Genomic DNA, 26,384 nt, shown 5'->3' on the forward strand with positions numbered 1-26,384 from the left:
TAGCTAAATCACTTTCGGCTGTTCCCCACATCAACCGATACATCAAGCCCCAAGCATGTTGTATGAACTCGCACCCATCAATACTAAAGCAGAAATTCTTGCTTCAAGATTTAGAGAACTATTCTGCAAATGAAGGCAAACATATTATTTGTGAAGAATATGGAGCAAATTTACAAACTTAGATAAACGCTGATTGGACTAAAAAATTGTAAACTCTAAAATCGACATTTAATGAAAAATTACTTGCTCAATTAAACAAAATTAATACCTACTATAGTAAGGTTTATCAACTTCGCTGTGACTAAGCTAAATTTGTTTTTAATATATTCCAGCCACAAAAAAGCCATTTCAACGAATGGATGAAATGGCTTTTAATTTTATAGTTTAAACCCCTAACATACTATTTAAGGTCTCAACCACGTTTTTAGATTTCACTACAGACTGCAAACTTAGCAATGCAGCTTGTACTTGACTACGCTGTGGCTCTGCCAAGGTGTACCAACGTGACAATACTTGCAATAAACGCGAACCTACAATTGGGTTTTTGTCGTCCAAATATTTGGTTAAGTCAATAAAATGCTGAACACCGAAACTCCATGTATTCACAGGGTTGCTATTTAAACCTCCACTGACTGAACGAATACGGTTTGGTGTGCCCAAATCATAATCAGGATGCGCAGTTAATGCCTGAATGGTTTCAGCAGTCGCTTTAGGATGTGAAGCTTGAACCATAAACCACTGATCAAGTGCCAAAGCTTCATTTTTAAAACGTGAATAAAAATCTTCCAAAGTAGCTTTGGCCTGCGGTGCATCATTCCATACCAAGACACGCAATGCCCCTAAACGCTCAGACATATTTCGAGTGGTATGGTATTGCTGCTGTGCCAGCTCAAACGCTTCGGCATCGCCCTGACGTGCCATTAATGCCAACATGATATTTTTTAACGCACGTACACCCATCGCTTGAGAGAAATCTAACTGCATGTCTGGATCAAGACTTAAATAGGTTTCTTTGCAGAGTGCACCAAGTTCCCGAGCTAATGTATCTAACAATGCATTGCGTTGTTGCTGATTTTTTTCAGGTTGATAATTTTGATCTATGCGGCTGCCCAAATAGCTTTCGGAAGGCACATCAAAAATACGCGATGCCAACAAAGGATCTTTTTCAATTAAAGCAGGTATTGTATTTTTCATGGCTTGCAAATAAGTATCTGCCGCATGTTCTTCCAATAAAATACGTTCCAATAGCGTCTGAGTCGCCTGCCACTGGTTAAAGCCATTGGTTTCGTGCTGCATTAAAAATGCCAATTCATCATTAGAATAGTTAAATTCTAAATTCACAGGTGCAGAAAAATTACGCAATAAAGAAACAACGGGATGTGATGTTACACCACTAAATTCAATACTTGCTTGCCCCTGATCAAACAAATACACGCCATCTTTCACTGAATTTTCAACCAAAGCGTCAGACTGCAAAATAAATTGTTCGCCTGTTTCAGCATTGAACAGTGCCAGTGCAACAGGAATAGGCAGTGCTTTTAAATTTGGATATTTGGCATTACTTTTCAGGCTTTGTTTTAAATTTAAGCGATAAACCTGTGTAGTCGCATCGTATTCGCCCTGCACTTCAAGTTTTGGTGTGCCAGGTTGATTGTACCAAGTCAGGAAATTAGATAAATCGACACCTGAACCTGCGCTTAAAGCATTGACCCAATCTTCAACCGTCACTGCTTGTCCATCATGACGACGGAAATACTCATCACTGCCTTTACGGAATTTTTCTTTACCAAGTAAAGTTGACATCATGCGGTTAATTTCCGCACCTTTTTCATATACTGTTGCGGTATAAAAGTTATTAATTTCTACAAAATGATCTGGACGTGGTGGGTGCGATAACGGGCCAGAATCTTCAGGGAATTGATGTGCTTTGAGTACCGCCACATCATCAATACGCTGTACTGCGGCAGACTGTAAATCTTCAGAGAAAGATTGGTCACGGAATACCGTTAAACCTTCTTTTAAACATAACTGGAACCAATCGCGGCAAGTAATACGATTACCTGTCCAATTATGAAAATATTCATGCGCAATCACGGATTGTACGCGCATAATTGCGGCATCGGTGGTGTATTCTTCATCGGCCAATACACATGACGTATTGAAAATATTCAGACCTTTATTTTCCATTGCGCCCATATTGAAGGCACTGGTCGCCACAATCATATAATTGTCTAAGTCATACGCCAGACCGTAGTGTTCTTCGTCCCAACGCATAGAATGTTTTAACGCTTGCATGGCAATTTTGCATTTTGGAATGTCTTTTTCTTCAGCATAGATTTCCAGTGCTACATTACGTCCTTCAGATGTCACGTAATGGTCTTTCATGACTGCCAAATCACCAATCACACAAGCAAATAAATAGCTTGGCTTTTTGGTCGGGTCTTGCCAAATCGCATAATGGCGACCTTCACCTGCTTCGCCTGTTTCTAACAAATTACCATTTGCCAACAGCACAGGATATTTTTTATCGGCTTCGACACGTGTGGTAAATACCGATAATACGTCAGGACGGTCAGGATAGAAGGTAATTTTACGGAAACCCTCAGGCTCATTTTGGGTAACGAATAAATCAGAACTTGCCTGATACAAGCCTTCAAGTTGAGTATTACTTTCAGGATGAATAATCACGATGGTTTCTAACGTGACTTGATCGGGTGCATTTGCAATGCGGAGTTGCTCACTATCTAATTGATAGTCGCTTTCTGATAATTCAGTTCCATTCAAAATAATGGATTTTAGTTCTAAATCACGCCCCAATAACACCAAATCGCCTGCAGTCTGACGCTGCATTTTCAATGTTGCACCCACTTGGGTATAATCTGCATAGACTTGAATATCTAGCTCTATAGCATCCACCAAGAATGAAGGTTTTTGATAGTCTTTTAAATAGATAGTTTGGTTGGCTTCAACCATAGGATTTGCTGCAATATTCATCTTGTCCTCATTCTTTGTGGCGATGCGCTTGTTTTGGTGAAGTTGTAATGATCATACGACAACTTTCAGCATCTGTCTGCGCACAATCTATTTCAATCTTCATTAACACTGCTGATTGATATGGGCGCTCAACCCAAGCTTTTCAATCCTATCTGGATTAATCGTGTACAAGTAACATAAAAGCAGACTGTTTAAATCACTACCTATATTTCTATTGCCTGTAAATTTATTATTTTGAAATGCGATTTCTCTTCAAATACTGCCAACACATACGAATTTTGATGATGATCAAAAGCACAGAAGCTTCCACTTTTCAGTACACAAGCCATGTATAATGCCATATCACCATTTACTTGAGCTTCTATTTCACAATGCTACAAATTCTGCAAAAACAATTAGATGAAAGCACATTATGCCCTTTGTGTCAGGCATCTATGTATTGGGTAGAAGCAGAACAATATGAGCAGGAATTAAATTTTCACCATTGTAGCCATTGTGAACATCGCATCTTTCAAAATAGCCAACAACAAAACTGTCATTGCGCAAGTTGCACCCAGCAACGCAAAAAAATCATGGCGGAAACCCGCTTACAAGAACAACAAAAATTAAAAAAACAGGATGCACCTGAACGCGAATTAAATCAACTGCGTTTTATAGATAAATTATTTTTATTGAGTATTTTAGATCAGCATGCACAGGAACATATCCCACATGAAGAATTTATAGATTGGGAAAAAATCAAGTATTTGAATATTACGCCCAACTATTTTTTTCAGCACGGTATGATCAAACATTTGCTAAAAGAGCAAATATTAATTGCCAAAGATTTTGCCGAAAATGCCCAGCAATATTACATCAACGTCCGTTTAGATGGTTATTCTGAACCAAGTTTATTCAGCATAGCACAACAATTACGCTATTGGTTTTATGAAAATCTAAGCATGGGTACACCGTTCAAAACGGCAGATGAAGTCAAAGATGCGCTGTATTTATTGCTATATCAAGAAATTGTGCAGTTTATGCAATTTTATTGTCGAACTTGGGGCCTACAAATTGCGGGCAACCATAGTTTTCAGAACTTTTGCTACCGACTTTTAGATGTCTTGGCGGTTGGGCAAATTTATTACTTAGTGCAAACAGCTTTGGAATATTTATACCAACAAAAAGCACTCAAACCACGCAATGAAAACTTTATTAATACCAATTTACTCAAAAAGACTGTGCAGCAATATCGAGAACGGTCAGTGGCTGAAAAATGGGAAACTACTACCCTGCCACGCCCGCCTAATTTACCTTTAAGCTATATGAGCGAAATTTTATTCTTTCGCTTTTTGGGTTATGACGAACGAATTTTCTTTCAACCTGTGTGGCGTTCTTGGCGAAAAATTGAAGCACGGCTTAAATTTTATTCACTCAAACGCTGTATGAACTGCGGATCGGATGAACTGACTGTCGATTATGACGCAGAAAATTATGTGTCCTTATTTTGTCGCAATTGTAAACATCAAGATCATTATTTCACTCAATAATTTTTTTGGTGGAGATGATGGTTACACCGTATCACTGCCCAAACCACTCAACTGTGGCTTAAGTTCAACATAAGACTCACAGCGGATCACAATTTTTCGATGTGAAAAGTAGCTCATCCATTTTACGGTTCAGGGCTAAATTAAGTACTGTTTCGGATAGAATTTTATCTTCTAATTCACAAATACACACTATGTCCCCACCATATTTATTTCCGCGCTTGCATCCTTATTTTTAAATCCGCAAGGCAAACTAAAGTATCACTATCTATGCTGTTTTGAATATTACTCAACATTAGATAATATTTTAATAAAAAATAAGGGCTGAATGATCAGCCCTTATTTTAGCTTGCTTACTACTCAACACTCAAACAAATCATAGATTAGCTCTTGTGTTTGCTTTTCCCAACTTAGGTCAACTGAGCAGCAGCAATTTTCTTAGTGTCTACTTTCGCAGCAGCGTCTGTATAGCTTTCCATCTGGTCAAAGTTCAAGTACTTGTAGATGTCAGCAGACATGCTATCGATTTGAGAAGCGTACTGTTGGTATTCTTCTGGTGTTGGTAGCTTACCAAGTACAGCAGCAACAGATGCAAGCTCAGCAGAAGCTAAGTAAACGTTCGCACCTTGACCTAAACGGTTCGGGAAGTTACGTGTAGAAGTAGATACTACAGTTGTGTTCGGTGCTACACGCGCTTGGTTACCCATACATAATGAACAACCTGGCATTTCTGTACGCGCACCCGCTTTACCATAAGTGTTGTAGAAGCCTTCTTCCATAAGTTGACGCTCGTCCATACGAGTTGGCGGCGCTAACCATAGACGAGTAGATAAAGAACCACCAGGAACTTTGTCTAATAACTTACCAGCAGCACGGAAGTGACCGATGTTTGTCATACAAGAACCGATGAACACTTCGTCAATTTTGTCGCCTTGAACGTCAGAAAGAAGTTTTGCATCATCTGGGTCGTTCGGGCAGCAAAGGATTGGTTCTTTGATGTCAGCAAGGTCAATTTCATACACTTTCGTGTATTCAGCGTCTGCATCAGCTTTAAGAAGTGATGGGTTCGCTAACCATTTTTCCATGTTCTCAACACGACGAGCCATAGTACGCGCATCGCCATAACCTTCAGAAATCATCCACTTAAGCATAGTGATGTTTGAACGAAGGTATTCAGCAACTTTCTCTTCAGAAAGTGTGATAGAACAACCAGCAGCTGAACGTTCAGCAGAAGCATCAGATAATTCAAATGCTTGCTCAACAGTCAAGTCAGTTTCCATTTCTGTTAAGTCGATTTCTAAGATACGACCAGAGAAGATGTTTTTCTTACCTTTCTTCTCTACAGTTAAGTCACCTTCTTTAATTGCGTAGTAAGGAATCGCATGTACAAGGTCACGAAGCGTGATACCAGGCTGCATTTTACCTTTGAACTTCACAAGTACAGACTCTGGCATGTCTAGTGGCATAACACCAGTTGCTGCAGCAAACGCTACAAGACCAGAACCTGCTGGGAATGAAATACCAATTGGGAAACGAGTATGCGAGTCACCACCAGTACCTACTGTATCTGGAAGAAGCATACGGTTTAACCAAGAGTGGATAATACCGTCACCTGGACGTAAAGAAACACCACCACGGTTCATGATGAAGTCAGGAAGCGAGTGTTGCATTTGTACGTCAACTGGTTTTGGATACGCAGCTGTGTGACAGAAAGATTGCATAACGAGGTCTGCAGAGAAACCTAAGCATGCTAAGTCTTTTAATTCGTCACGAGTCATTGGACCTGTTGTATCTTGAGAACCAACAGTAGTCATCTTAGGTTCGCAGTAAGTACCTGGACGAACACCTTGACCTTCTGGAAGACCACAAGCGCGACCTACCATTTTTTGAGCTTGAGTGAAGCCTTTACCAGAGTCAGCAGGTTGTACTGGAGTACGGAACAAAGTAGATGGTGCAAGACCTAAAGCTTCACGCGCTTTAGTTGTCAAACCACGACCAACGATCAAGTTAATACGACCACCCGCACGTACTTCGTCTAGAAGCACTGGAGTTTTAAGTTCAGATTCAGCGATTTGTGCGCCGTCTTTGAACGCTGTTACTTTAGCAGCAGCATGGTCGATTTTAAGCGTGATTTCATCACCCATGTTCATGTTAGAAACATCGATCTCAACAGGTAACGCACCCGCATCTTCCATTGTGTTAAAGAAGATTGGCGCAATTTTACCGCCTAAGCAGTAACCGCCTTCTTTTTTGTTTGGAATGTGTGGAATTTCGTCACCGAAGAACCAAAGTACAGAGTTTGTTGCAGATTTACGGCTTGAACCTGTACCTACAACGTCACCGACGTAAGCAACTTGGTTGCCTTTGGCGATCAATTCTTTGATTTGGCTTAATGGACCAACTTCACCAGGAACTTCTGGGTTGATGCCATCACGTACGTTTTTCAACATTGCATTTGCGTGCAATGGAATGTCTGGACGGCTCCATGCGTCTTGTGCAGGTGACAAGTCGTCAGTGTTGGTTTCGCCAGTAACTTTGAAGACTGTAAGTTTGATTTCTTCAGGAACATCTGGACGCGATGTGAACCACTCAGCATCAGCCCAAGATTGTAAAACTGCTTTCGCGTTTTCGTTACCTGCTTTTGCTTTGTCTGCTACGTCATGGAACGCGTCAAATACAAGCAAAGTTTTTTTCAATGCTTCAGCTGCTAAGCCACCTAATTCAGCATTGTCTAAAAGGTCTACTAAAGGTGCTACGTTATAACCACCAAGCATTGTGCCTAGTAAGTAAACAGCACGCTCTTTAGAAACGAGTGGAGAGGTTGCTTCACCTTTTGCTACAGCAGCTAAGAAAGCAGCTTTAACGTATGCCGCTTGGTCAACACCTGCAGGCACACGGTTTTCAAGCAAATCAACCAAGTAAGCTTCTTCGCCTGCTGGTGGATTTTTTAATAATTCAACTAATGCAGCAGTTTGAGCATCATCAAGTGGCTTCGGTGGGACTCCGAGTGCGGCACGTTCTTCAACGTGTTGGCGGTAAGCTTCTAGCACGGTGTTATTCCTCTTTTTTAAAAAATTATTTGTGAATTCCTGCTTTTAAAGCATCACAAACAATATGGACTGCAAAATTTTACTAAACTTCCGGTTAAAAGTTAATGCAACTAGAGTGTTTCTTTGTGATGCCCATTATTTTATAACTAAATGATGCGCATATTTTCAATTTACAGGTAAAACATGTCTTAATTTTAACTTTTTCGGTATTTACACTAACTTTTCACCTAAAGTTTAACGCGTAAAAAAGGCAACACTCATGTTGCCTGTTCTAATTAATGAATGATATTCCACCTTAGTGTACTGTTGTGGCTTGAAGATAGTGCTGTAATTGTTCACGACTACCTTCAAACTTGACTTGAATTTCATCTTCATGCAGCATGCAATGTTCTGCGCTGGTAAATGTAATTTGAACTTGATATATCTTTGCAAGTGCATCAATTTGCTGACGTAAGTATACCCGATCACCTAAACTCAACACATAATAACTGCCGCCAATCACCGCGACACCTTATTCATCTTCTAAGAGCAAATCTGCATTATGCAGGTAAGCAACTACTTCCATTATGCGCTCCTACTGTTGTTGTTATTTAATTATTCATGAAAAAGATAAGCTTTACTAGTTTTAAGATTTAGATCTTGTCACAATTTATTTGTTATTTATTGTGTTTTAGACATTTGATTAACTTAGGCTATTTATCAGTAAAAAATAGTAAAAACTTCAAAACATTTTCAATTTTATTTCACAAAAAAAACCGTTCCTTTAGAACGGTTTGTAATTAGGCATTTTATCATGCGGTGTCGCAATACATTTTTCGGTAAATTTAGCACGGACTTTTTCACGTGCCGCATCAACATCAGCATTAATTTCTTCAATTGGTAATGCATAGACTTGCGCAATAATCTCTAAGATAAAATTACGGGTAATGTCATCTTCAATTTTATTGGCATGCTCTATGGCACTTTCTTTTTCAATCGCATTTTGACGATCTAGCATAATGGTACGCGCTGCGTTGCCAACACTTCGACAATAGCCTTGCCATTGTTCTTCTGGGGTTAAGGGTTTCTTTTCTGCACAGCCCATTAATGCAAGCACTGCAGTCACCACCAAAATCTTTTTCATTGAAGCTCTCCTGTTGTGCTTATGATAATCAAAAGTTGGCATAAATACGCAACCAACCATACACAAGTTTGAAAAATGCGCTCGAGTTGAATACATTTTAAAGTAAGGTTGCTTTTAGAAACGCCAGTTATAGAAAATATCCACAGCGCGTTCTAAAGCTTGGCTTGCTTCCAAATACAATCGTTTGTTCATTTGATAACGCAAAGTCAATTTATTGACAGGTGTGAAAACCCCTACACCGTAACGGATAAACAAGTCTGGGGTGATATAACCCGTCAAACTGACTTGGGTATCATCTCCTGTACCCTGAGCATCAAGCGCCAAACCACTTAAACCGAAAGTACGCCCAATTTGATTGGTCAAAGCACGTGTACCCCCTAAGCCCATACTAATACCAGCCGCGGCAATGGTATTATTGACGTCTGACTTAAAGCTTTCGGTCTGACTCAAGCCACTGGTACCTTCATTAATACGACCTGTAATCAAGGCATTTAATGCTTCTTGTTCAGATAAGCCTGCATCGTTATACACCTGAATATTCGGACTACTGGCTGTGCCTGTGACTCTAAAGCCGACCATACTGCCCTGCACGTTTTTATTGGCATCCATGTCTAAAGTTGGGTTAGAAATTGGGCCATTAAAACGCGCAATTGCACGGTTCAAATCCAGACTTTGTCCATAGGCTTCAATTTTCACACGTTGGCTTACCCCAATCGCACCATTGGCACGCATTGCAGTTTCTAAACCACGTTGGGATAAATACAAACGTCCAAGCAGTGGAATACGACTATTAAACCCTTGGAAAATAACCCGATCACCCAAATTCAGCTCAAGGTCGGCACGAATATCCCATGGACGAGCTGAACGCAACAATGCCAGCTGATCTTGTCCCTCATGCACCACACGCACATCCGAAGATACGTTGATCACAGGTGAAGAAACTTCAGGCATAGAAATCAAAGCTCGAGGTACATCCACACGCCCTTTTAAATTCAGTTTTTTCTGGAAAGGTAAAACATCTAACGATACATCTGGCGTAACCGTTGCAGTAATCAGTGGTGCTTGACGAATCAATAAATCTTTACCGTTTAGATTTAACTGAATTCGTGGCTCATTTTTCCAATCTACATTGCCCGTTAAACGGCCAACACCACCACCACTGTTAAATGCACCATTAATACTTGCCTGATCTTGGCGTATAGATGAATAAAGCTGCACATGGGTCAGATTTACAGGTAAAGAAATCATGCTGATCACACCATCTTTCAGGCGCATTTCACCTGTGAGCAATGGTGATGTTAAAGTCCCGTTGACTTTCCCTGCAAAAGACAAAGTCCCTCCCATTGTGCGCACATCGGCAATAAACGGTTTAAAAACTTTGAGCTGTACCTGATCAAAGGCAATTTCACCGCGCATTGGCATATTTTTAGCGTAAGGATCAATTAGTACATTTGCATAACCCGTACCAATTTCAGGCGTTTTCACATCTACACGCAATTTCAACCCTTCGGCAATGCTTTTTGCGACCACAGCCACTTGTTCATAGCGCAAGGTAGAGCCAATATCTTGCGGATCGTCCCCAGCAAGTCCAATGACGCCATCACGCGTTACCAAATGAGCATCAATTTTTGGCTTTTGACCTTTTGCCCATGCCGCTTTGGCATATCCATTGACCTTACCTGTAATCGCCAAACCTTCAGGCATAAATGCAGAAAAGTCATTTAAGTCTAAGTTTTGAGTTACAAATGAAGCATTGGCTTTGGTTTTACTCACGCGAATAGGTTGATCAAAACACAATTGACTTTGCTGACTCATCCAGCAATGCGAACCGACATACAGCTCATTAGTTTTATGTTGATAAATGACGGCTGCGTTTTGGCGCTGCGCCAAATGGGTTCTTAAAGAGTCAAAGTCCCCTTTCTGTATTTGTCCTAGCCAATCGTTTTGTGCATTTAAACCACCTGCCAATTGCACATAAAACTTACTCAGCTTATTTTCAGCTTCAAGTTTTAAAATATGCGCCTGACGTGTACCTGCTAAAGAAATTTGCCCGTGATCAATGCCACGGTTACCACTGCGTAAATTTTCAATGGATGCCTTCATCAGTGTTGGTGTATTTTCTGAAGTTGGCAACTCACCTTGTAGGCGCAATTTACGCACACTAAAAACATTATTTAAACTAAATTGATCAACTGCAAGATTGGCAGTGGCTTGTAAGCGTGGCTGCGACTGTACATTGATATAGCCATAAGCTCGCCCACGCAAACCCGAATAGATTTCATATAAAGCAGGCGCATTGACTTTAATACGCAGATTTTGTGCATTCCCCGTTGCTTGTAACTGATTTTTGGCATACGACAAAAATAGATTATTGGCTTCAAACTGTTGCGGTAAAAAGCCTTTTTGATTGGCATCAATCAACATGGCTAAATTACCCGTACCTCGTACAGGTTTATTATTGAGCATACCTGCCAAATTCAGACGTTCAATGTTGATCCGTTTTTGTGTGTCTGACCAAATACCTTTGGTGCGAATGTTGCCCGATAATTCACCACGTACACTCGACGCAAAATAGTGCGGCTTAAAGCGAATTAAAGAGGCGTTTAAATTCCAACTCACACCCTGATTCAAATGCAGCAAACCATCCGCGACAATTTGTCCTGCAACCCCATTGTGTCGCAAGTCGGTAATTTTAATTAGTTCAGGTGTACCTGATAATTTTAGTTTTAAATGTCCTTTACTGCCTTGAATGGCACTGGCATTTAAGCCACCATCGTAATTTACAGCAAAACTTTTAAAGCCACCGCCAGCTTTGATATCATGGAATAATAAAGCGATGGTGCTTTGCCCAGTTAAGTGTACGTTTTCATTTTGGTTGACCAAACGCCCTGTCAAATTAATATCTTTCAAATGAATAATTTGCTGATTCGGCAATGCAAAACCATTGGCTTTAAACTGCCCATTCAACACATTAACAGGTGCTGTGGTGCTAATGCTTTGTGGATTAAAGTTTTTTGCAGCCAATACTGCATTCCATTTCAACTGACGTTTAGCGGTTGGCAAATCTATTACGGCGCTGCCTGCCAAATGACTATCTGCGGTATCAAATTTAAAATTGGGAATATTTAAGCGATTATTTTTTAAATTCAGTTTGGCTTGGTACATACCTGCAGGTAACATGGTTTTTTCATGCGTGCTGACTTTAGTCGCCACAAAAATATCTTGCTGACCTTCTACTAAGGCCAATTGCACATCACCCGATTCACTTTTTAACCAACCCACATACGGCACTGCACGGTCAATATTATTCCAACGCACATCCAATACCATTGGACTCGCCGCTTTACCTTGTGTAGGATTTTGGTCTAGTTTTAAGTTCCATGTTTCAAATCGGTCAAAATCAACTTGTGCAGTTAAATGTGTACCTTTTTCCAAATGACCTTTAGAAGTCAAATTGGCATCTAAACTTGACGGTAAAAAGTCTTTGACCACTTGAGGAATTATTGGATCTCTAGGATTAATTTTATCCAAACGCCCTGTTAAATCCCAACTCACTTTTTGATCCCAACTGACGATACCAGCCAAATTAGCTGCACCTTGCATGAGTTGTGCATTTAAATTACTGATATTCAGTTGATGAACTAAATCGGTATACATCAAACCTGTATATTGACCTTTAGGAATGTTTTTACCACTCAAATCCGTATTGACATCAATATCTAAACGGTTAATGTCGCCTTTAAATTTGGCTGCGCCCGCTTGAGTAAAAAGTTCCTGCTCGGTCAAAATCGGCCAACGGTAGTCTTTAAATTGTAACTCACCAAACATGGGCACTTGTTTGCGCATAGGGTGCAACACTACCCATCCTGTGAGCAAGTCAGGCGTATTTGTTGCAACACCTGCCTGAACTGTATCGAGCGTGCCTTTGCCAACCACTTTAATATCGTGAATATTTAAGCTGTTATGTAAAGATGGAATATTTAAAACCCCCACCACATTAAGCGGATATTTACCCTCAAACTTCATATTGCCTGTGGCATTACGTACATTCAAATACTCCATATCCATCTTGGAGTCTTCAAATTTAAGCTCTGTGCCCGACCATAATGCATTGTTTAAATGAATATCGTAAAAATCGACCTGAGTTCCAGAAGCGGTTTGAATCAATAAATGATCGACATCGGCAGTATCTAAACGCAAAACAAAGGGTAAACGGATTTCATTGAATTTGAATGAATCATCACTCGGTGGGCCTTTTGGATAAATCCGCAGATTACGCACATCGGCACGGTTAAGATGGATTTCTTTATCTAGTATGGCACGCCAACCAAGAATGACATCGGCACGGTCAATTTTGACATCAACAGGTTTTAAGCTGACGATGATATTGCGCAAAATAATCCCGCGCCATAAATTACCGCCTTCATATTCATATTGAATAATTTCTTGGCGCTGCAATACACTATCCAATAAGAACTTTGAGCCACGGTCTGTTGAGAACATCAACACCAAAGCGGACACCAATAACACCAGCATCAACAGCAGTGACAGTAAAACACTCCTGAGTATTCGACGCTTTTTAGGTGGCGTTACTGGGATTTCTGGTTGCTGTTCAACTTCAGCCATAATGTTCTCTAAGTCTTAAATTTATAGTTGAGAGCCAATAAAGAAATGTAAACGGATTGGATGATTGTCATCTGAAATGCCAGAAGCCACATCTATCCGAATTGGACCAATCGGTGATGCCCAACGTACCCCTAAACCTACGCTATATTCGGTGTCGTTGCTAAAGTCTTTATCGTAAGCATTACCAAAATCACTAAATACGGCTGCGCGCCAACCCTCTTTAAATTGATAGTTATATTCTAATGAACCCACTGCCAAAGCCTGACCACCAATTTTAAAGCCTTCGATTTGTGGTGATAAAGACTTATAGTCAAAGCCACGTAAAGACTGGTCGCCACCGGTAAAATAACGCAAGTTATACGGCACTTTATTAAAATCTTCGGTGTAGATATAACCTAAGTCACTGCGCCCGACAAACTGATGGTCGTCATTTTCACCAAATGAATATATAAAACGCCAACCTGCATTCAGAATGGCTAAATCTGCATCACTGAGCAGTGATTCACTTCCTAGTTCTACTTTATAAATTTGACGGAAACCTTTGCTTGGATTAACACGACGGTTGCTGTCGGTACGTGAAACTTCATAGCCAAGCAATAACGATTGTTGCTCGACATCCCCATTGGCAATAAACGCATCAGGTTTAGTTAAAAACACAGTGCCATCTTCGGTCAAGCGATCTAGTCGATAACGTAAACCAAAAGTATGTTGCCAACTGCCCATTGGTTTTTTAATCACACGGTCAACACCTGCAACCGCAGATTCAATCATCAAGCCGCCACCTTGTGCAACATCGTCACGTTCTTCACGCTCATAACCGCCAACCAACGCAACATAATCATTCAGTGGATGGTTATAAGGAATGTTATAGCGTCCATCAATAGCTTGACGAATTTGCGAAAGCTCCAAGTTAGCATCAAAAGAGTGACCACGTTTATTGACAATGGCACGGCGATATTGCCCACGCAAACGCACGCCTGTGTCAGTTCCAAAACCTGCACCGACTTCGGCACTATTTAAGCGGTCTGCATTTAAAGTCACAATCACAGGAATTTTTTTGTCGATACGTGCCTGTTGTTTTAAGCGTTCTTCTTCCGATTGTTTATCTTCTTGCTGTGCTTGTAGTATGCGCAATTTATCGTTGCTAGTACCTTCTTCTGTGCCTGCAAACTCAGCCTCATTCACCACAGATTGTGTCACTTCCTGAGATGATACCACCCGTTTTTGATCGGCTGCTGTGGCCTCGTAAACTGAGAGTTTTTGTTGATCAACCAAAGCCTGAATATCAGGCGGTAATTCCAAAGGATGCTCTACAGGATCAGGACGAATTGTATCCACCAAGGTGTAGTTAAAATAACGCGAGTTAGTGAGATTATTGGCCAAACCATTCACACGCCAAAAAGTATAATCGGCATTGTCCTGCCAAGTGACCAAACTTTGCAGAATATCCATATCCAAAGGGAATTCTTTGTTTGGATCGCTCATACGAAATTCGACGTTACCGAGTTTATAACGTTCACCTGTTTCGTAACGTAAATTGATATCGGCTGTATTTTGAGGTTGAGCGACTTTCACGTCATGCAGACGCCAGTAACTATCAAAATAACCGTTATCTGAAGCCGCATCGGTAATACGTTTTTTGGTTTGTTCATACAAACCATGATTAAACACATCATCTACTTCTTGATCAGGCAAGACACCAATAACCTGAAATTGTGCCTCGTATTGTCCTTCGCCTGTAAATTCAATATTTTGCTGTTTAATCGTCACAGGTGGATTTGGCACAACATGCACTCGCACGCGGCTTTCGCTGAGTTTTTCAAACTTAAACTCGGCATTATAAAAACCCACCGCTTGCGCAGCCTGATTTGACAGCGTACGCAATTGTGGCAATGCAGATGGAAAATCTGCAAAAGATTCCTGGGTAAAACTGGACAATTTAGCCTTAATATTGGCACTTAACTGATCTACCGCTGTACGATAAGCATTGGGCGACACTTCTCCAATTGAGTCTTGTGTACCATTAGCGCTATTTGCGGTAATGACTACATCAGCACTAATACGCGGCACTTTGGCTGTGTTTAGCTCACGCGGTGGACGGACTTTATACAATAAACGTCTGAAAAAACCGGGTTTATCGGCATTTTCGACCTGCGTCATCCAACCCAATTCAGTCAAGGTGTCTGAGGGATTGGCTTCCACTACAAAATTTCTGTCTGCCTGAATGCTTGTCATGAGTTGATCAATATTTACAGGCGCTTGATCAATTTGTAGCACCTCCTGCTGTGTCGCATCTTGCACCAATGTTTCAGGCTCTTGACCATTGCGGTCTAGCATCGCTTCTTGTTTAGCTTGTTGGGCTACTTGAAAAATTTCATTGGCAAGTTGCTGATCTACAGGTGCAATGGGTAAATCTTCTAAGTCTTCAAACTCGATAGGCTGAAATTCAGCAAAAGATGCCCCTGCCTGTTGTTGCTGTTTCAGCATTTCTAGACTATTAAATTCAGGCGTTTGTGTTTGCTCTAAAGCTTCTTCAATTTTTTGCAGATCTTCGGCACTGTCTTTTCCTTGTGCTGCAGCCAATTGTTTAATTTCTTCCGCTAAATTTTGTGCTTCTTCAGCAGTTGGAGTCTGCAGTAATGTACGATTTTCAGCGAGTTGGGTGTTGGAGTTAGGTACCTTAAGACTTTCTGCAAAACTTGAAGATGCAACTAAACCTAAAAACAGACTTAATCCGAGCTTTTTCGGCATATTCCAGCATAAAATGGCATGCATACTGGAACACAGTACTGATTTTTTAAAGTTTGTATTTACAAGCATAAAAAAACTCTAAACTGATTTAATTTTTATGGAAAAACCCCAATCAACCCGCGTATAAACACCAATTTATTTGATTTTTTCATCAGTGACAAGACTTGAAACATCATACATGATTTTCTGTACAATTATATCAAGCGGTCACATTTCTTAATAAAACTAAACGAAGTTAATCACGCATGAAAAAAAATGAACATTTGTTAAAGAGTCGTCGCTTTTTGCCGATGTTTCTCACCCAATTCTTTGGCGCACTCAATGATAACGTATATAAACAAGCGCTGCTTTTGGTCTTTACCTATGGATTGATTAGCCAGCAATCTGCAAATGTCAGCACCCTCAACAATTTGGCTGCCTTGCTGTTTATTTTGCCCTATTTCATTTTTTCTGCCACCGCAGGACAGCTGGCAGACAAGTATGAACGCGCCCAATTGGTACGTGCCATCAAATTGCTGGAAATTATCATCATGCTGATTGCGACTGCAGGTTTCTTGTTAGGAAGTTTGTGGTTGTTGCTGACTGCCCTTTTTCTAATGGGCGCACAATCGACCTTTTTTGGTCCAATTAAATACGCCATTTTGCCTGAAGTGCTAAAACCGCATGAACTGATGTCGGGGAATGCAATTTTCCAGTCAGGTACATCTATTGCAATTTTATTAGGGATGATTCTAGGCGGTGCAGTGATTTCAGTATCTGCAGGAAATTTAGTCTGGATTAGCTTAACTGTGGTGATTATTGCACTGATTGGTTATGTCTCAAGCCGTTTTGTACTGACGCAACGCGTTACAGCACCCGACATCCAAATTGACTGGAATTTTTTCCGTACCAGTTTTCAGACATTAAAATATGCCAAAAGCCTACCCATGATTTTTCTCATTTTATTGGGCAATTCTTGGTACTGGTTTTATGGGGCAACTTATTTAACCCAAATTCCCCAACTCACTCAACAAAATCTGCATGCCTCTGAAAACGTGGTGAGTTTACTACTGACGCTATTTTCTGTAGGTATTGGTGTAGGTTCTTTGCTGTGCCGTAAAATAGGCGGTACAGAGGTCAATATTAAAATGGTGCCTATTGGCGCAGTCGGTTTAACCATTTTTGCTTTTTATTTGGCGGGCGCATTGGCTTTTGTACCGGAAAAAACGGGGGCACTTTTGGGATTAAGCGAAGTCTTTCAGCAAGGGTGGAGCTATTATCATGTCATGTGCGCAGTCACTTTGCTGGGCATTAGTGGCGGTTTTTACATTGTACCCTTATATGCCATGATGCAAGCTTATTCCCCTCGTTCGCACCGTGCACGTGTGGTTGCTGCCAATAATATTCTCAACGCCATTTTTATGGTGTCATCTGCCATTTTTTCGATTTTAATTTTAAGCGTCTTAGAAATTGATTTAAAAGTTCTATTTAGTATTACTGCTGTTTTAAGTGCTGTTTTCACCCTTTGGCTCTTGTTAAAGCTCAAGCCAATGTTAGATACTGCACAAGACTCTTTGGAGGATTAATTTCATGCGTCATTACACAGGCATCGACAAGTTTATTCATTCATTTGACCAAGCCTTGCGTAGTTTAGTACCTGGCACAACTTCGGCTCAACGAGAAAACCCAGGCAATACGGTTGAAACAAAATTGGCAGTGAGTGAAGCACGTCATGTTGCAGGCTTAATGCGAGTAAACCATAGTGGCGAAGTCTGTGCGCAAGCCCTATATCACGGTCAGGCTTTAACTGCGAAATTGCCTAATGTACGTCGTGAAATGGAACAGGCAGCGATTGAAGAACAAGACCATTTAGCATGGTGCGAAGACCGCTTAAAAGAGTTAGACAGCCACACCAGTTTGCTTAATCCTGTATGGTATGGTTTATCTTTTGGGATGGGTGCAATAGCAGGTATTGCGGGCGATAAATACAGTTTAGGCTTTGTCGCAGAAACTGAACGTCAAGTGAGCCTGCATCTAGAACATCATATCAGCCAGTTACCCGAACAAGATGATCGTTCACGTAAAATTCTAGTCCAAATGAATGAAGATGAATTGCATCATCGCGATACGGCGCTCAAAGCAGGTGGTGTAGATTTGCCTGTACCTGTACGTTTGACCATGACTGCGATTTCCAAGCTCATGACCAAGACCAGTTATTATATTTAATGAATTGATAACACTTAAACGCTCACAATTGTGGGCGTTTTTTTATGTCATTGGAATAGAAAACATCTCGATTAAAACGATCAAAAAATAACAGAGAAAGAGCCGATCTTGACTTATCCCAAGATTTATCCGCAGATTTTGTGGATATTTTTTAAGTGCAAAGCCCTATAAATACAGAAAAATATTGTTTTTGATGGTTTTTCATACAAATATATCAGCAAGATATGACACGGTGATGTTAACCGAAACGAGATCACAGATCACAGCCAAAATTTAAAGATGTGTAGTACGAATCTACCCCTTTTATTGGCTGATTTATTCTTCACAACTCACAATTGGGTAGTCATGCTCTGGATGCACAAAAGCCTCATCTTGCCAAATATCCCACATTGGAATTTTAACATCTAAAGCCAGTGGCAGTTTTTTCGGATTGAATTGCATTTGAGCTAAATTTTCACCCCACGCAATAATATCAATATCCAGCGGAATATCATGCGATGGACGCACACGCCCTGCTGCAACTTCCAATTCTTTGAGGATGATATTCAGCTGCTCAAAGCTTAAACGGCTTTTTAGCAAACAAGCAGAATTCCAATAGTCTGCACCAATCCCATCACGGCATGGAATCAGATAAATATGCGAAAATTGCACTTCACCCAATGCAGCAATTTGCTGATAGGCACTTTTAAACTGACGTGGTGCTTCGCAGTTACTCGCCAAAGCGAGAGCAAAAATCGTTTCGGTGGCGTTCAAGACGAATTCCTACAGAATTGGCTTCTGGAATAATGGCAGGTTTGCGAATGGTGATGGTAATGGATTCAACTGCGGCAAAAGTCGTAAAAAGTGCATCCAATACCAATTGTGCTGCATGCTCAATCAATTTGGGTGCAGCCTGCTGAATCACTTGCGCTGAAATGCTGCAAATTTCTGCATAATTGAGCGTGTCTTGCAACTCATCTGAAGCTGCAGCTTGGCTTAAATTGGTGGCAATGATCAAATCCAACATGAGTGGTTGTTGAATTTGACGCTCCCATGCAAAACAGCCGACGACTGTTTCTACCTTTAAGCCTTCAATGATAATTGCATCCATGACCACACTCTATATTTCATTTAAAATCCTTCTATCTCCTTCTATTGAAAGGGATATTTGCCGTATTTTAAAGCCACGTAAAAATTATAAAAAAGATTGGTGGCTTTAAAATATGCAACCAGAAAGCTTGATTCGAACAATATGGATAATTAATGCTTTAACAACAAATTCGGATCAATGCTTTGTACCATCTGCAATCGTTGATCGGCATAAATATCGGTATAAGGTGCTAAAACGCGCATGAAACGGTCAAAGTACAGCATTTGCTTGAACAGTAAAGCAAAGTCACGCGGGAAACGAATCCCATGACGCTCACCCACAGCAAGCATATCAAGCATGATGTCATTTAAATCTGCAGGGTTAGAAGTCAGCAATTCTTGAGGATCAGCCAGCAATACGCCACTAAATAAACGCTCTAAATCTGCTGCCAAAACCTGAGTATCAATTTGTGTGTCAGTCATGCCCATTTTGAGCATATTTTCCGCCATAAGCGTGTAGTTGGTATTTTGCAAGGCATCCATAAAGGCCATACAAGCAGTCCACACTTCAGGATTTAGCTGTCCGACAATACCAAAATCAATAAAGCCGACACGTCCATCTTCAAGCAACATCAGGTTGCCTGCGTGTAAATCGGCATGGAAACTGTTACACATCATCAAACTACCGAACCATGTATTCATGGCAGTAATCAATACTTGCGATGGGTCGTTAGATACTTGTTTCACCACATCAAAATCGGTCAAAGGTACGCCATACAAACGCTGCATGGTCAATACGCGACGGGTGGAATATTGATGATAGACCTTAGGTGCAGTGGCTTTTTTGTTTTGGGTCACATTCAGATAATTAATAAAATCATCTAAGTTACGTGCTTCTTCAATAAAGTCGACTTCACGCACCATACGGGTTTTGATTTCTTCGACAATATCGGCCAATGACGCAAATTTGACTTTAGGCACAGCTTTTTCGAGCAGTTTGGTCGCCCAGTGCAAAACATTTAAATCGGTATAGAGAATGGTTTCTACACCTGGTTTTTGCACTTTAATCACCACATCTTCGCCACTCACCAATTTTGCAGCATGTACCTGTGCAATCGATGCTGATGCTAAAGGCTTTTCATCTATTGATGCAAATATTTCATCTAAATTACGCCCTGCAAATTCAGATGCCAATACCTGCTGCACATAACTAAACGGCAAAGTTGGGGTTTGATCTAAACAACCTTGAAATTCTTCGACATATTCACGTGGGAACAATGACGGCGTGCTGGCAATAAACTGCCCAAGTTTAATGTAAGTTGAACCTAAAGATTCAAATGTTTCGCGCATGAGTTTGGCATTACTTGGCTTTTCAGTGGCATATTTAATGCCTGCTTTGGCTGCCACTACGGCTGTTTCACCCATGCGAGCAACTGAACGTAAACCATCTAACCAGATATTATTTTTCATCATGTCTGAGTCATATTAAAGTAGTGTGAGTTTAACAAAAAATTGCCAAGTAAAAAGGCTATCTTGCCTGACAAACTGGACAGTTGTGATCTTGATCAAAAGACAATAAGCGTTGTTTCATGCTTAAACCATCCCATAGCAATAACTTTTGTTTCAGCGCGGTGTTGCCTAAACCCAAGTACAACAAAGCATGATGGGCTTGTAAACTAGCCATGACGTTGGGAGTGGTTGCCAATACGCCACTGTCTGCGCAGCGCAAACTTTCATTGGCATGCTGTTCTTTCGGGAACAGACACTCATAACACGCTGAGCCTCCTTCAACCATAAACATTTGCCCATGAAAACCAATGGCAGAAGCACTGAGTAAAGGCACATTCAATTGTCGGCAATATTGATTAACTAGAAAGCGGGTGCTGAAATTATCGCAACCATCTAAAACCAGATCTTGTTGGGCAATTAAAGTACCCGCATTTTTCGCATCTAACAGCGTGGTTAAACTAACAATTTCGATATAAGGGTTAATTTGCATTAGTCTTTTTGCAAGAATTTCAGCTTTATAAAAGCCTAAATCTGCCGAGGTATAAGCAATTTGTCGTTGTAAATTACTGGTTTCAATCACATCGGCATCAATTAGTGTGATTTTACCCACGCCTGCACGTGCTAGTAATTCTGCACTTAAACAGCCAATCCCGCCACAACCCACAATGAGTACGTTGGCAAGTTTTAATTTTTCTTGTGCTTCAATATCCCAGCCATCCAATAAAATTTGTCGGCTATACAAATGCATTTCTGCATCACTCAATTCTAACTGAGTATCGAATATGCTTTCCAAGAAAATGCCCTATGCTGCTAACCAAAACGTTAAGTATAACGGTTATTCAAAGCAAACCGTCATGCTGGTGGTTGAATTGTTGTGTATTTAAACAGATACGCAATGTGCAGCGACTTGCTCAAAAGTGCATCGCAAACCTACGTGATAAAGGGTATGTTGCATAAATATGTAAGCATCTGATTTAAATAAGTTTATTTTGGGTCGAAAAACAATCAAAACTTTTAAAATCACATAGTTATGAAATCTTTGAGCAACAAAGCCGTTCAGCATTGTCACTGCTTACTTCGGGTGCATACGAATTGCGCCATCTAAACGAATCACCTCACCATTTAAATAACTATTTTCAAAAATATGGCCTACCAAATGTGCAAATTCTTCGGGTTTTGCCAAACGTGGTGGAAATGGCACCATTTGCCCTAAAGCATCTTGTACTTGCTGTGGCAATGCTTTCAGCATCGGGGTTTCCATAATACCAGGTGCAATCGTCATGACCCGAATAGCTTCACGTGCCAGTTCACGTGCTAAAGGCAATGTCATTCCCACAATTGCACCTTTTGATGCACAATACGCGCTTTGTCCAATTTGCCCATCAAACGCAGCAACAGAAGCAGTATTTACAATCACGCCACGTTCTTCTTCATCGTCGACTAAGTCATATTTCGCCATAAGTTGTGCTGCAAAACGGATCATATTAAAACTGCCCGTGACATTAATATTCAGCACTTTTTGGAACATCGCCAAATCATGCAAACCATCACGTCCCAAGACTTTGGCAGATGGTGCAATGCCTGCACAATTCACCAAACCATTTAACTGTCCGTATTTATGCTCGATATGGTTAAAGAGCTGCTGTACTTGGTTTTCATCAGTTACATCTACAGCCACAAAATCTGCATTTTCGCCCAATTTCTGTTGAAGTTGCTGCCCAAGCTCCTGATTCATATCAACCAAAATGACTTTTGCACCTTGCGTAACCAAATATCGTGCGGTCGCAGCACCTAAACCCGATGCACCACCTGTGACGACACAGACTTTTCCTTGAATTTTCATTATATTTTCCTTATAAATTTTCAGTTTAATACAACTTAAGAATTAAATTAATCACGCACAAGCTAGAATACAATTTCCAAACTCTGCATCTACTATGATGGATCTGAACACTCAACTTGTAAATGGAATACCGCACCATCCCAACAATGCAACTCAGCTCGCGTACAGCAAAGCTACAATTGTAATTGCTTTAGTCCATAAGGCTTTCACGCTGTACAGCAACAAGGGCTATACATACGATTTTTAATGACGGCGGAACTCCTATAGAGCTGTTAAACGCCAATAAATCTCTAGTGTCTAATCTTCAATACGGCAATTGTGGATTGCACTAGCGAATGCCATGAATGATGAATTTTTTGCATGGACAGCCACGAAATTCGTCCTGACAGTTATCAACTCTTGTCAAAATGGATGCACCCAGCTGAGCATTTAAAAACTAAATTGGAGGATATTTTAAAAATTTTTAATTTGGTACTGGGTATTTTCTAGGTGAATTAAACGTGGTTGATGAATATGAAGTCTTAATCATTTAGACAAACGTCTTTTAATTTTAATGCATTAAAAAAATCCCCATGCGCTGAGCCATGAAATCAGTAAACCATAAATTTGCTTAGCGCCAGTTGAATGGTGAGAACTGAACGAATTAACCCAATAATTTAATATATCTGAAGCGAAGTACCAACGCACATTTAAAGCAGGAAGGCACTAGCTATCAGCAATAAAAAATGAATTCCGTAGAGCTATGGCAATTGAATTATTGAGCAAACTCAACAATCACTTCAAGAAATTAGCCGTCATTATGTAGCACCCGCACAAAACATTTGTTCAAAAAATACGGCTATATAGCCGTATTTTTGGTGAAAGTTAATTACTTTAAAAATTCATATTCAAACAATTTAGGCACTATTTCGTTGTTATAATACCGTTTAACCAATTCTTTTAAAGTTTTCAAACTACCATTTAATAATGGGTAGTCGTAAATATTTTTATCAGTTATTTGGTCTTTTTGAAATGTATTTAGTTCTGTCGATATTTGATATACACCATAATTGATTGTATTTTGATAGTTTTTAGTTTTTTTAGCTTCATTAAGAATGGTTTTCCAGACCTCTAATAATTCTTTTTCGGTAGCATTCAACTTTAGCTTTTTTAAAGCTAAAGTTGCTAATGTTTCCCCATTAGTATTATCAAGGCATAATTGATTCCTATACATTCTACCATCACTACCAGTAAAAGACCGTAAGTGATTTTGCATTTCTAAAGTGGTAAATAAAAGCACCTTTAAAAGATAGCTTGATAGCTTGCCATCTTTAAGGTCTTTAGTATAGCTATCAGCCCCATCAGCAGATTTCATTACTCTTGCTCTTTCAGTCCACTTTCGGTTATATGTAATATAACGGCTTGCTGCAAACATAGGTAGTTTTTCTAAAAAATTATCACTTCTTAGAAAAAATCCATTTCCATCATACCGTCCTGCTATTAATAAGGATGCGTGTAGGTCAGGATTATCGAAACCCGAACTATAGACAGCCATATATCCAATAATATTTTCATTAAAAAGTGGTGTTATTCTTGGTTGCTTTGGTGGTTCTCGTTCACTTCCGTCTAATGAAATATATATACCATCAACTTCATCATCTTCAAATTTTCGTTTATCGAAAAAATGATTGCTGTAAGTAGTGTAAATTCTTCTAATGGGTAATATCCCATCAGCAGCCATTATCCCTTTTTTAACATCAATATCAAAAGCCTTGACTTCAAAATAATCCTTTTCACAATCAGAGTTTCCCCATAATGCCACCATAATACAGGCATCAATAGTGGTGTGAAAATGTCGGCGATTAAAAGCAAAGCCATCTATAAATTGCTTGTTTATTATGTGTTGGGCTTTCCAGTATTTGACAGGTGAATAAACTATGTAGCTGTCTGTTGGCTGGCGTAAATAATACTGAAAAGCAGACCAAATAAAAGCATTTCCTAAATCATTACTCGCTGTTCCTTTGATTTGAGTGTCTTTTTTCATTTCTTGAACAACGTAGCTTTTTTTCCATTCGCTAGATTTTGCACCCTGTTTCTTTTTTTGATGCTCAATACTGGTTGTTTCAGCGTAAGGCGGATTTTCAAATAAAATAATCGTACAGTTTGGATTATCGACATATTGTTTAATTAGGGGATTTTCGACATATTCTTTAGATAGGGCATCAGCCCCACGCACAAGACCCATATTAAATGTATCTTCTTTTTCAGTAGGTGGAATAACATGACGTACCTTATCACCCAATATTTCCATTAAAACCTTGTATTCATAATATTCGAGTGTTGAAACTATGACATGGCTTAATTCTTCATCAGTTAAGTATTGCTCTAAATTACCTGTTCCTGCACATCTATCAATGATAACGTAGTCGTTACCCGCAGGCACTCTATCTATGGCTTTTCGGACTAATTCGAGTGATTTTTTAGCATAAAGTTCAGGCGTGTAAAAAGCCCCTAAATTTTTCTTTTGTAAATCATCATTGAGTTTATCCATTAAGTAGCGAAATTTAACATTATCTTCACCCTTATAAGGCTCAATATAGTCCTTTAATTTATTTGGCTTGCGGATTTCACCAAGAATATTGACTTTACCACTTTGGTCGCCTATGAAATCAGCTTTTCTAGCTGTTGGATTCTCTTTGTAAAATCGCTGACCCCAACCAACAATGCAATTCTCATCAATATTTATTTTGGTGAAATTTTTAGACTTTAACGTTTTAACAAGTTTTTCTTGGTCGATTTCTTGAGATAAATCTAATTCTATGGCGGTAGATTTTAATTTAAAGCCAGTATTTTCTTTAGATGCCCCTAATTGATAAATTTTTTCAATTTCTTCTAAATAATCTTTAGATTGATATATAAAAACTTTATCCGTATTCAAGGAAACAAGAACGATATTTGCAGGTATTGATTTACCTTTGACACGCATAGCAGAAAGATACTTAATCGCTTGAAATAAAGTGGCATTCGTGTCATTTACAGTCAATTTAAATTCTAAAAGATTACCAAATAACACACCATCTGTATTATCACTAAATACTTGTTCCGATGTTAAAGACTTATCAACTCGTGGTAAGTAGTCTTTATAAAATTGTTCTTGTCCTTGTAATTCATTCGTATATTTCATATCAACCCCCGAAAAATGCTTGCAGGGTTGATAGAGATAGCGTTAGGCTGTGCTGTGCTGTGCTGTGCTGTGCTGTGCTGTGCTGTGCTGTGCTGTGCTGTGCTGTGCTGTGCTGTGCTGTGCTGTGTAGCATGAAAATTCCTTAGATTTGTGTCAAGAGGTTATTAGGGCTTAAATTTTCATCATTAAGTTCGGGAACGTCTTTAAATGAATCGACTGACCGTAAAATAATACGTTTGCCTACCTCGTTACTGGCACGATAAACTGATAATAGGGCTTGCTCGTCATCATCTATGTGGTTGTAATCGTGGATAAAATGCTCACCCTCACCAGTTAAAAGCCAATTAATATTTACACGCAAATGTGTACATATTGTTTTCATACCGTCAGCGTTTGGCTCTCTATCCCCACTTAAATAACTTTGGGCGGTACGATAGGGCATACCTGTGGTTTCGGCAAACGCTTTGATATTTAAGCCTTTTTCTTCGCATATAAGGCGTAATCGTTCAAATATACGCATTTGTGT

General features: G+C 39.8%; 16 protein-coding genes and 1 pseudogene. 3 read left to right on the forward strand and 14 right to left on the reverse strand.

Features of this window, described 5'->3' with window-relative positions:
- Positions 1–384: 384 nt before the first annotated feature.
- Positions 385–2,994, reverse strand: a complete 2,610-nt coding sequence (gene pepN, locus K1T76_RS07675; RefSeq protein ID WP_230245074.1) for an aminopeptidase N — start codon at positions 2,992–2,994, stop codon at positions 385–387.
- Between the two features lie 371 nt (positions 2,995–3,365).
- On the opposite strand from pepN, the gene K1T76_RS07680 reads away from it, so the two are divergent.
- On the forward strand, positions 3,366–4,523 hold the full coding sequence (locus K1T76_RS07680) for a TFIIB-type zinc ribbon-containing protein (protein ID WP_019838249.1): 1,158 nt from the start codon (positions 3,366–3,368) through the stop codon (positions 4,521–4,523).
- A gap of 407 nt (positions 4,524–4,930) precedes the next feature.
- Here the strand turns inward: K1T76_RS07680 and K1T76_RS07685 are convergent, their stop codons facing one another.
- From K1T76_RS07685 to K1T76_RS07705, 5 genes and pseudogenes are all read right to left on the reverse strand, one after another.
- Entirely contained in the window at positions 4,931–7,570 is a 2,640-nt protein-coding gene (locus tag K1T76_RS07685; protein ID WP_019838250.1) for a bifunctional aconitate hydratase 2/2-methylisocitrate dehydratase, read from the reverse strand.
- A 295-nt stretch (positions 7,571–7,865) separates the two neighbouring features.
- Positions 7,866–8,135 (reverse strand): annotated as a pseudogene (locus tag K1T76_RS07690) (hypothetical protein).
- A gap of 198 nt (positions 8,136–8,333) precedes the next feature.
- A complete protein-coding gene (locus K1T76_RS07695; RefSeq protein WP_019838252.1) occupies positions 8,334–8,693 on the reverse strand; it encodes a hypothetical protein in 360 nt (119 codons plus the stop codon).
- A 114-nt stretch (positions 8,694–8,807) separates the two neighbouring features.
- Complete coding sequence (locus K1T76_RS07700) at positions 8,808–13,319, reverse strand: translocation/assembly module TamB domain-containing protein (RefSeq protein WP_019838253.1); 4,512 nt, start codon at positions 13,317–13,319, stop codon at positions 8,808–8,810.
- Positions 13,320–13,340: 21 nt separating this feature from the next.
- Positions 13,341–16,139, reverse strand: a complete 2,799-nt coding sequence (locus K1T76_RS07705) for an autotransporter assembly complex protein TamA (protein ID WP_019838254.1) — start codon at positions 16,137–16,139, stop codon at positions 13,341–13,343.
- A gap of 176 nt (positions 16,140–16,315) precedes the next feature.
- Here K1T76_RS07705 and K1T76_RS07710 point away from each other — a divergent pair, with 176 nt between their 5' ends.
- Positions 16,316–17,635 carry an MFS transporter gene (locus K1T76_RS07710; RefSeq protein ID WP_019838255.1) on the forward strand — a complete coding sequence of 440 codons (1,320 nt, stop codon included), beginning with the start codon at positions 16,316–16,318 and terminating at the stop codon, positions 17,633–17,635.
- 4 nt (positions 17,636–17,639) lie between these two features.
- Complete coding sequence (gene coq7, locus K1T76_RS07715; RefSeq protein WP_004973212.1) at positions 17,640–18,275, forward strand: 2-polyprenyl-3-methyl-6-methoxy-1,4-benzoquinone monooxygenase; 636 nt, start codon at positions 17,640–17,642, stop codon at positions 18,273–18,275.
- A 315-nt stretch (positions 18,276–18,590) separates the two neighbouring features.
- Here coq7 and K1T76_RS07720 read toward each other — a convergent pair whose 3' ends face one another.
- The 8 genes from K1T76_RS07720 to K1T76_RS07750 form a co-directional block, all read right to left on the reverse strand.
- Positions 18,591–19,028: a 2-amino-4-hydroxy-6-hydroxymethyldihydropteridine diphosphokinase gene (locus tag K1T76_RS07720; RefSeq protein ID WP_026438245.1), complete on the reverse strand. Its 438-nt coding sequence runs from the start codon at positions 19,026–19,028 to the stop codon at positions 18,591–18,593.
- Positions 18,985–19,365, reverse strand: a complete 381-nt coding sequence (folB, locus tag K1T76_RS07725; RefSeq protein ID WP_019838257.1) for a dihydroneopterin aldolase — start codon at positions 19,363–19,365, stop codon at positions 18,985–18,987. The genes K1T76_RS07720 and folB overlap by 44 nt, the downstream gene beginning before the upstream one ends.
- Before the next feature lie 149 nt (positions 19,366–19,514).
- Positions 19,515–20,813: an ABC1 kinase family protein gene (locus tag K1T76_RS07730; protein ID WP_026438246.1), complete on the reverse strand. Its 1,299-nt coding sequence runs from the start codon at positions 20,811–20,813 to the stop codon at positions 19,515–19,517.
- Positions 20,814–20,871: 58 nt separating this feature from the next.
- Positions 20,872–21,600 (reverse strand): HesA/MoeB/ThiF family protein, encoded by a 729-nt coding sequence (locus tag K1T76_RS07735; RefSeq protein WP_051092519.1) that lies wholly within the window; start codon positions 21,598–21,600, stop codon positions 20,872–20,874.
- 324 nt (positions 21,601–21,924) lie between these two features.
- The gene (locus tag K1T76_RS07740; protein ID WP_019838260.1) at positions 21,925–22,695 is read right to left on the reverse strand and encodes a 3-hydroxyacyl-CoA dehydrogenase; all 771 of its coding nucleotides are present in this window, start codon (positions 22,693–22,695) and stop codon (positions 21,925–21,927) included.
- Positions 22,696–23,563: 868 nt separating this feature from the next.
- Positions 23,564–25,858, reverse strand: a complete 2,295-nt coding sequence (locus K1T76_RS07745) for a hypothetical protein (protein ID WP_230245075.1) — start codon at positions 25,856–25,858, stop codon at positions 23,564–23,566.
- A 1-nt stretch (position 25,859) separates the two neighbouring features.
- A complete protein-coding gene (locus K1T76_RS14950) occupies positions 25,860–25,991 on the reverse strand; it encodes a hypothetical protein (protein ID WP_268259895.1) in 132 nt (43 codons plus the stop codon).
- 9 nt (positions 25,992–26,000) lie between these two features.
- Positions 26,001–26,378, reverse strand: a complete 378-nt coding sequence (locus tag K1T76_RS07750) for a helix-turn-helix domain-containing protein (RefSeq protein ID WP_230245076.1) — start codon at positions 26,376–26,378, stop codon at positions 26,001–26,003.
- Positions 26,379–26,384 lie beyond the last annotated feature (6 nt).

It is taken from the genome of Acinetobacter sp. PW68 (assembly GCF_020982655.1).
GTDB lineage: Bacteria > Pseudomonadota > Gammaproteobacteria > Pseudomonadales > Moraxellaceae > Acinetobacter > Acinetobacter towneri_A.

What these genes read in the sequence shown, in the direction of transcription:
- K1T76_RS14950 (WP_268259895.1), bottom strand. Translation starts at nt 25,991, where the DNA reads ATGCTACACAGCACAGCACAGCACAGCACAGCACAGCACAGCACAGCA.
- K1T76_RS07700 (WP_019838253.1), bottom strand. Translation starts at nt 13,319, where the DNA reads ATGGCTGAAGTTGAACAGCAACCAGAAATCCCAGTAACGCCACCTAAA.
- K1T76_RS07680 (WP_019838249.1), top strand. Translation starts at nt 3,366, where the DNA reads ATGCTACAAATTCTGCAAAAACAATTAGATGAAAGCACATTATGCCCT.
- K1T76_RS07730 (WP_026438246.1), bottom strand. Translation starts at nt 20,813, where the DNA reads ATGAAAAATAATATCTGGTTAGATGGTTTACGTTCAGTTGCTCGCATG.
- pepN (WP_230245074.1), bottom strand. Translation starts at nt 2,994, where the DNA reads ATGAATATTGCAGCAAATCCTATGGTTGAAGCCAACCAAACTATCTAT.
- K1T76_RS07740 (WP_019838260.1), bottom strand. Translation starts at nt 22,695, where the DNA reads ATGAAAATTCAAGGAAAAGTCTGTGTCGTCACAGGTGGTGCATCGGGT.
- K1T76_RS07750 (WP_230245076.1), bottom strand. Translation starts at nt 26,378, where the DNA reads ATGCGTATATTTGAACGATTACGCCTTATATGCGAAGAAAAAGGCTTA.
- K1T76_RS07695 (WP_019838252.1), bottom strand. Translation starts at nt 8,693, where the DNA reads ATGAAAAAGATTTTGGTGGTGACTGCAGTGCTTGCATTAATGGGCTGT.
- folB (WP_019838257.1), bottom strand. Translation starts at nt 19,365, where the DNA reads ATGGATGCAATTATCATTGAAGGCTTAAAGGTAGAAACAGTCGTCGGC.
- coq7 (WP_004973212.1), top strand. Translation starts at nt 17,640, where the DNA reads ATGCGTCATTACACAGGCATCGACAAGTTTATTCATTCATTTGACCAA.
- K1T76_RS07705 (WP_019838254.1), bottom strand. Translation starts at nt 16,139, where the DNA reads ATGCTTGTAAATACAAACTTTAAAAAATCAGTACTGTGTTCCAGTATG.
- K1T76_RS07735 (WP_051092519.1), bottom strand. Translation starts at nt 21,600, where the DNA reads ATGCATTTGTATAGCCGACAAATTTTATTGGATGGCTGGGATATTGAA.
- K1T76_RS07745 (WP_230245075.1), bottom strand. Translation starts at nt 25,858, where the DNA reads ATGAAATATACGAATGAATTACAAGGACAAGAACAATTTTATAAAGAC.
- K1T76_RS07710 (WP_019838255.1), top strand. Translation starts at nt 16,316, where the DNA reads ATGAAAAAAAATGAACATTTGTTAAAGAGTCGTCGCTTTTTGCCGATG.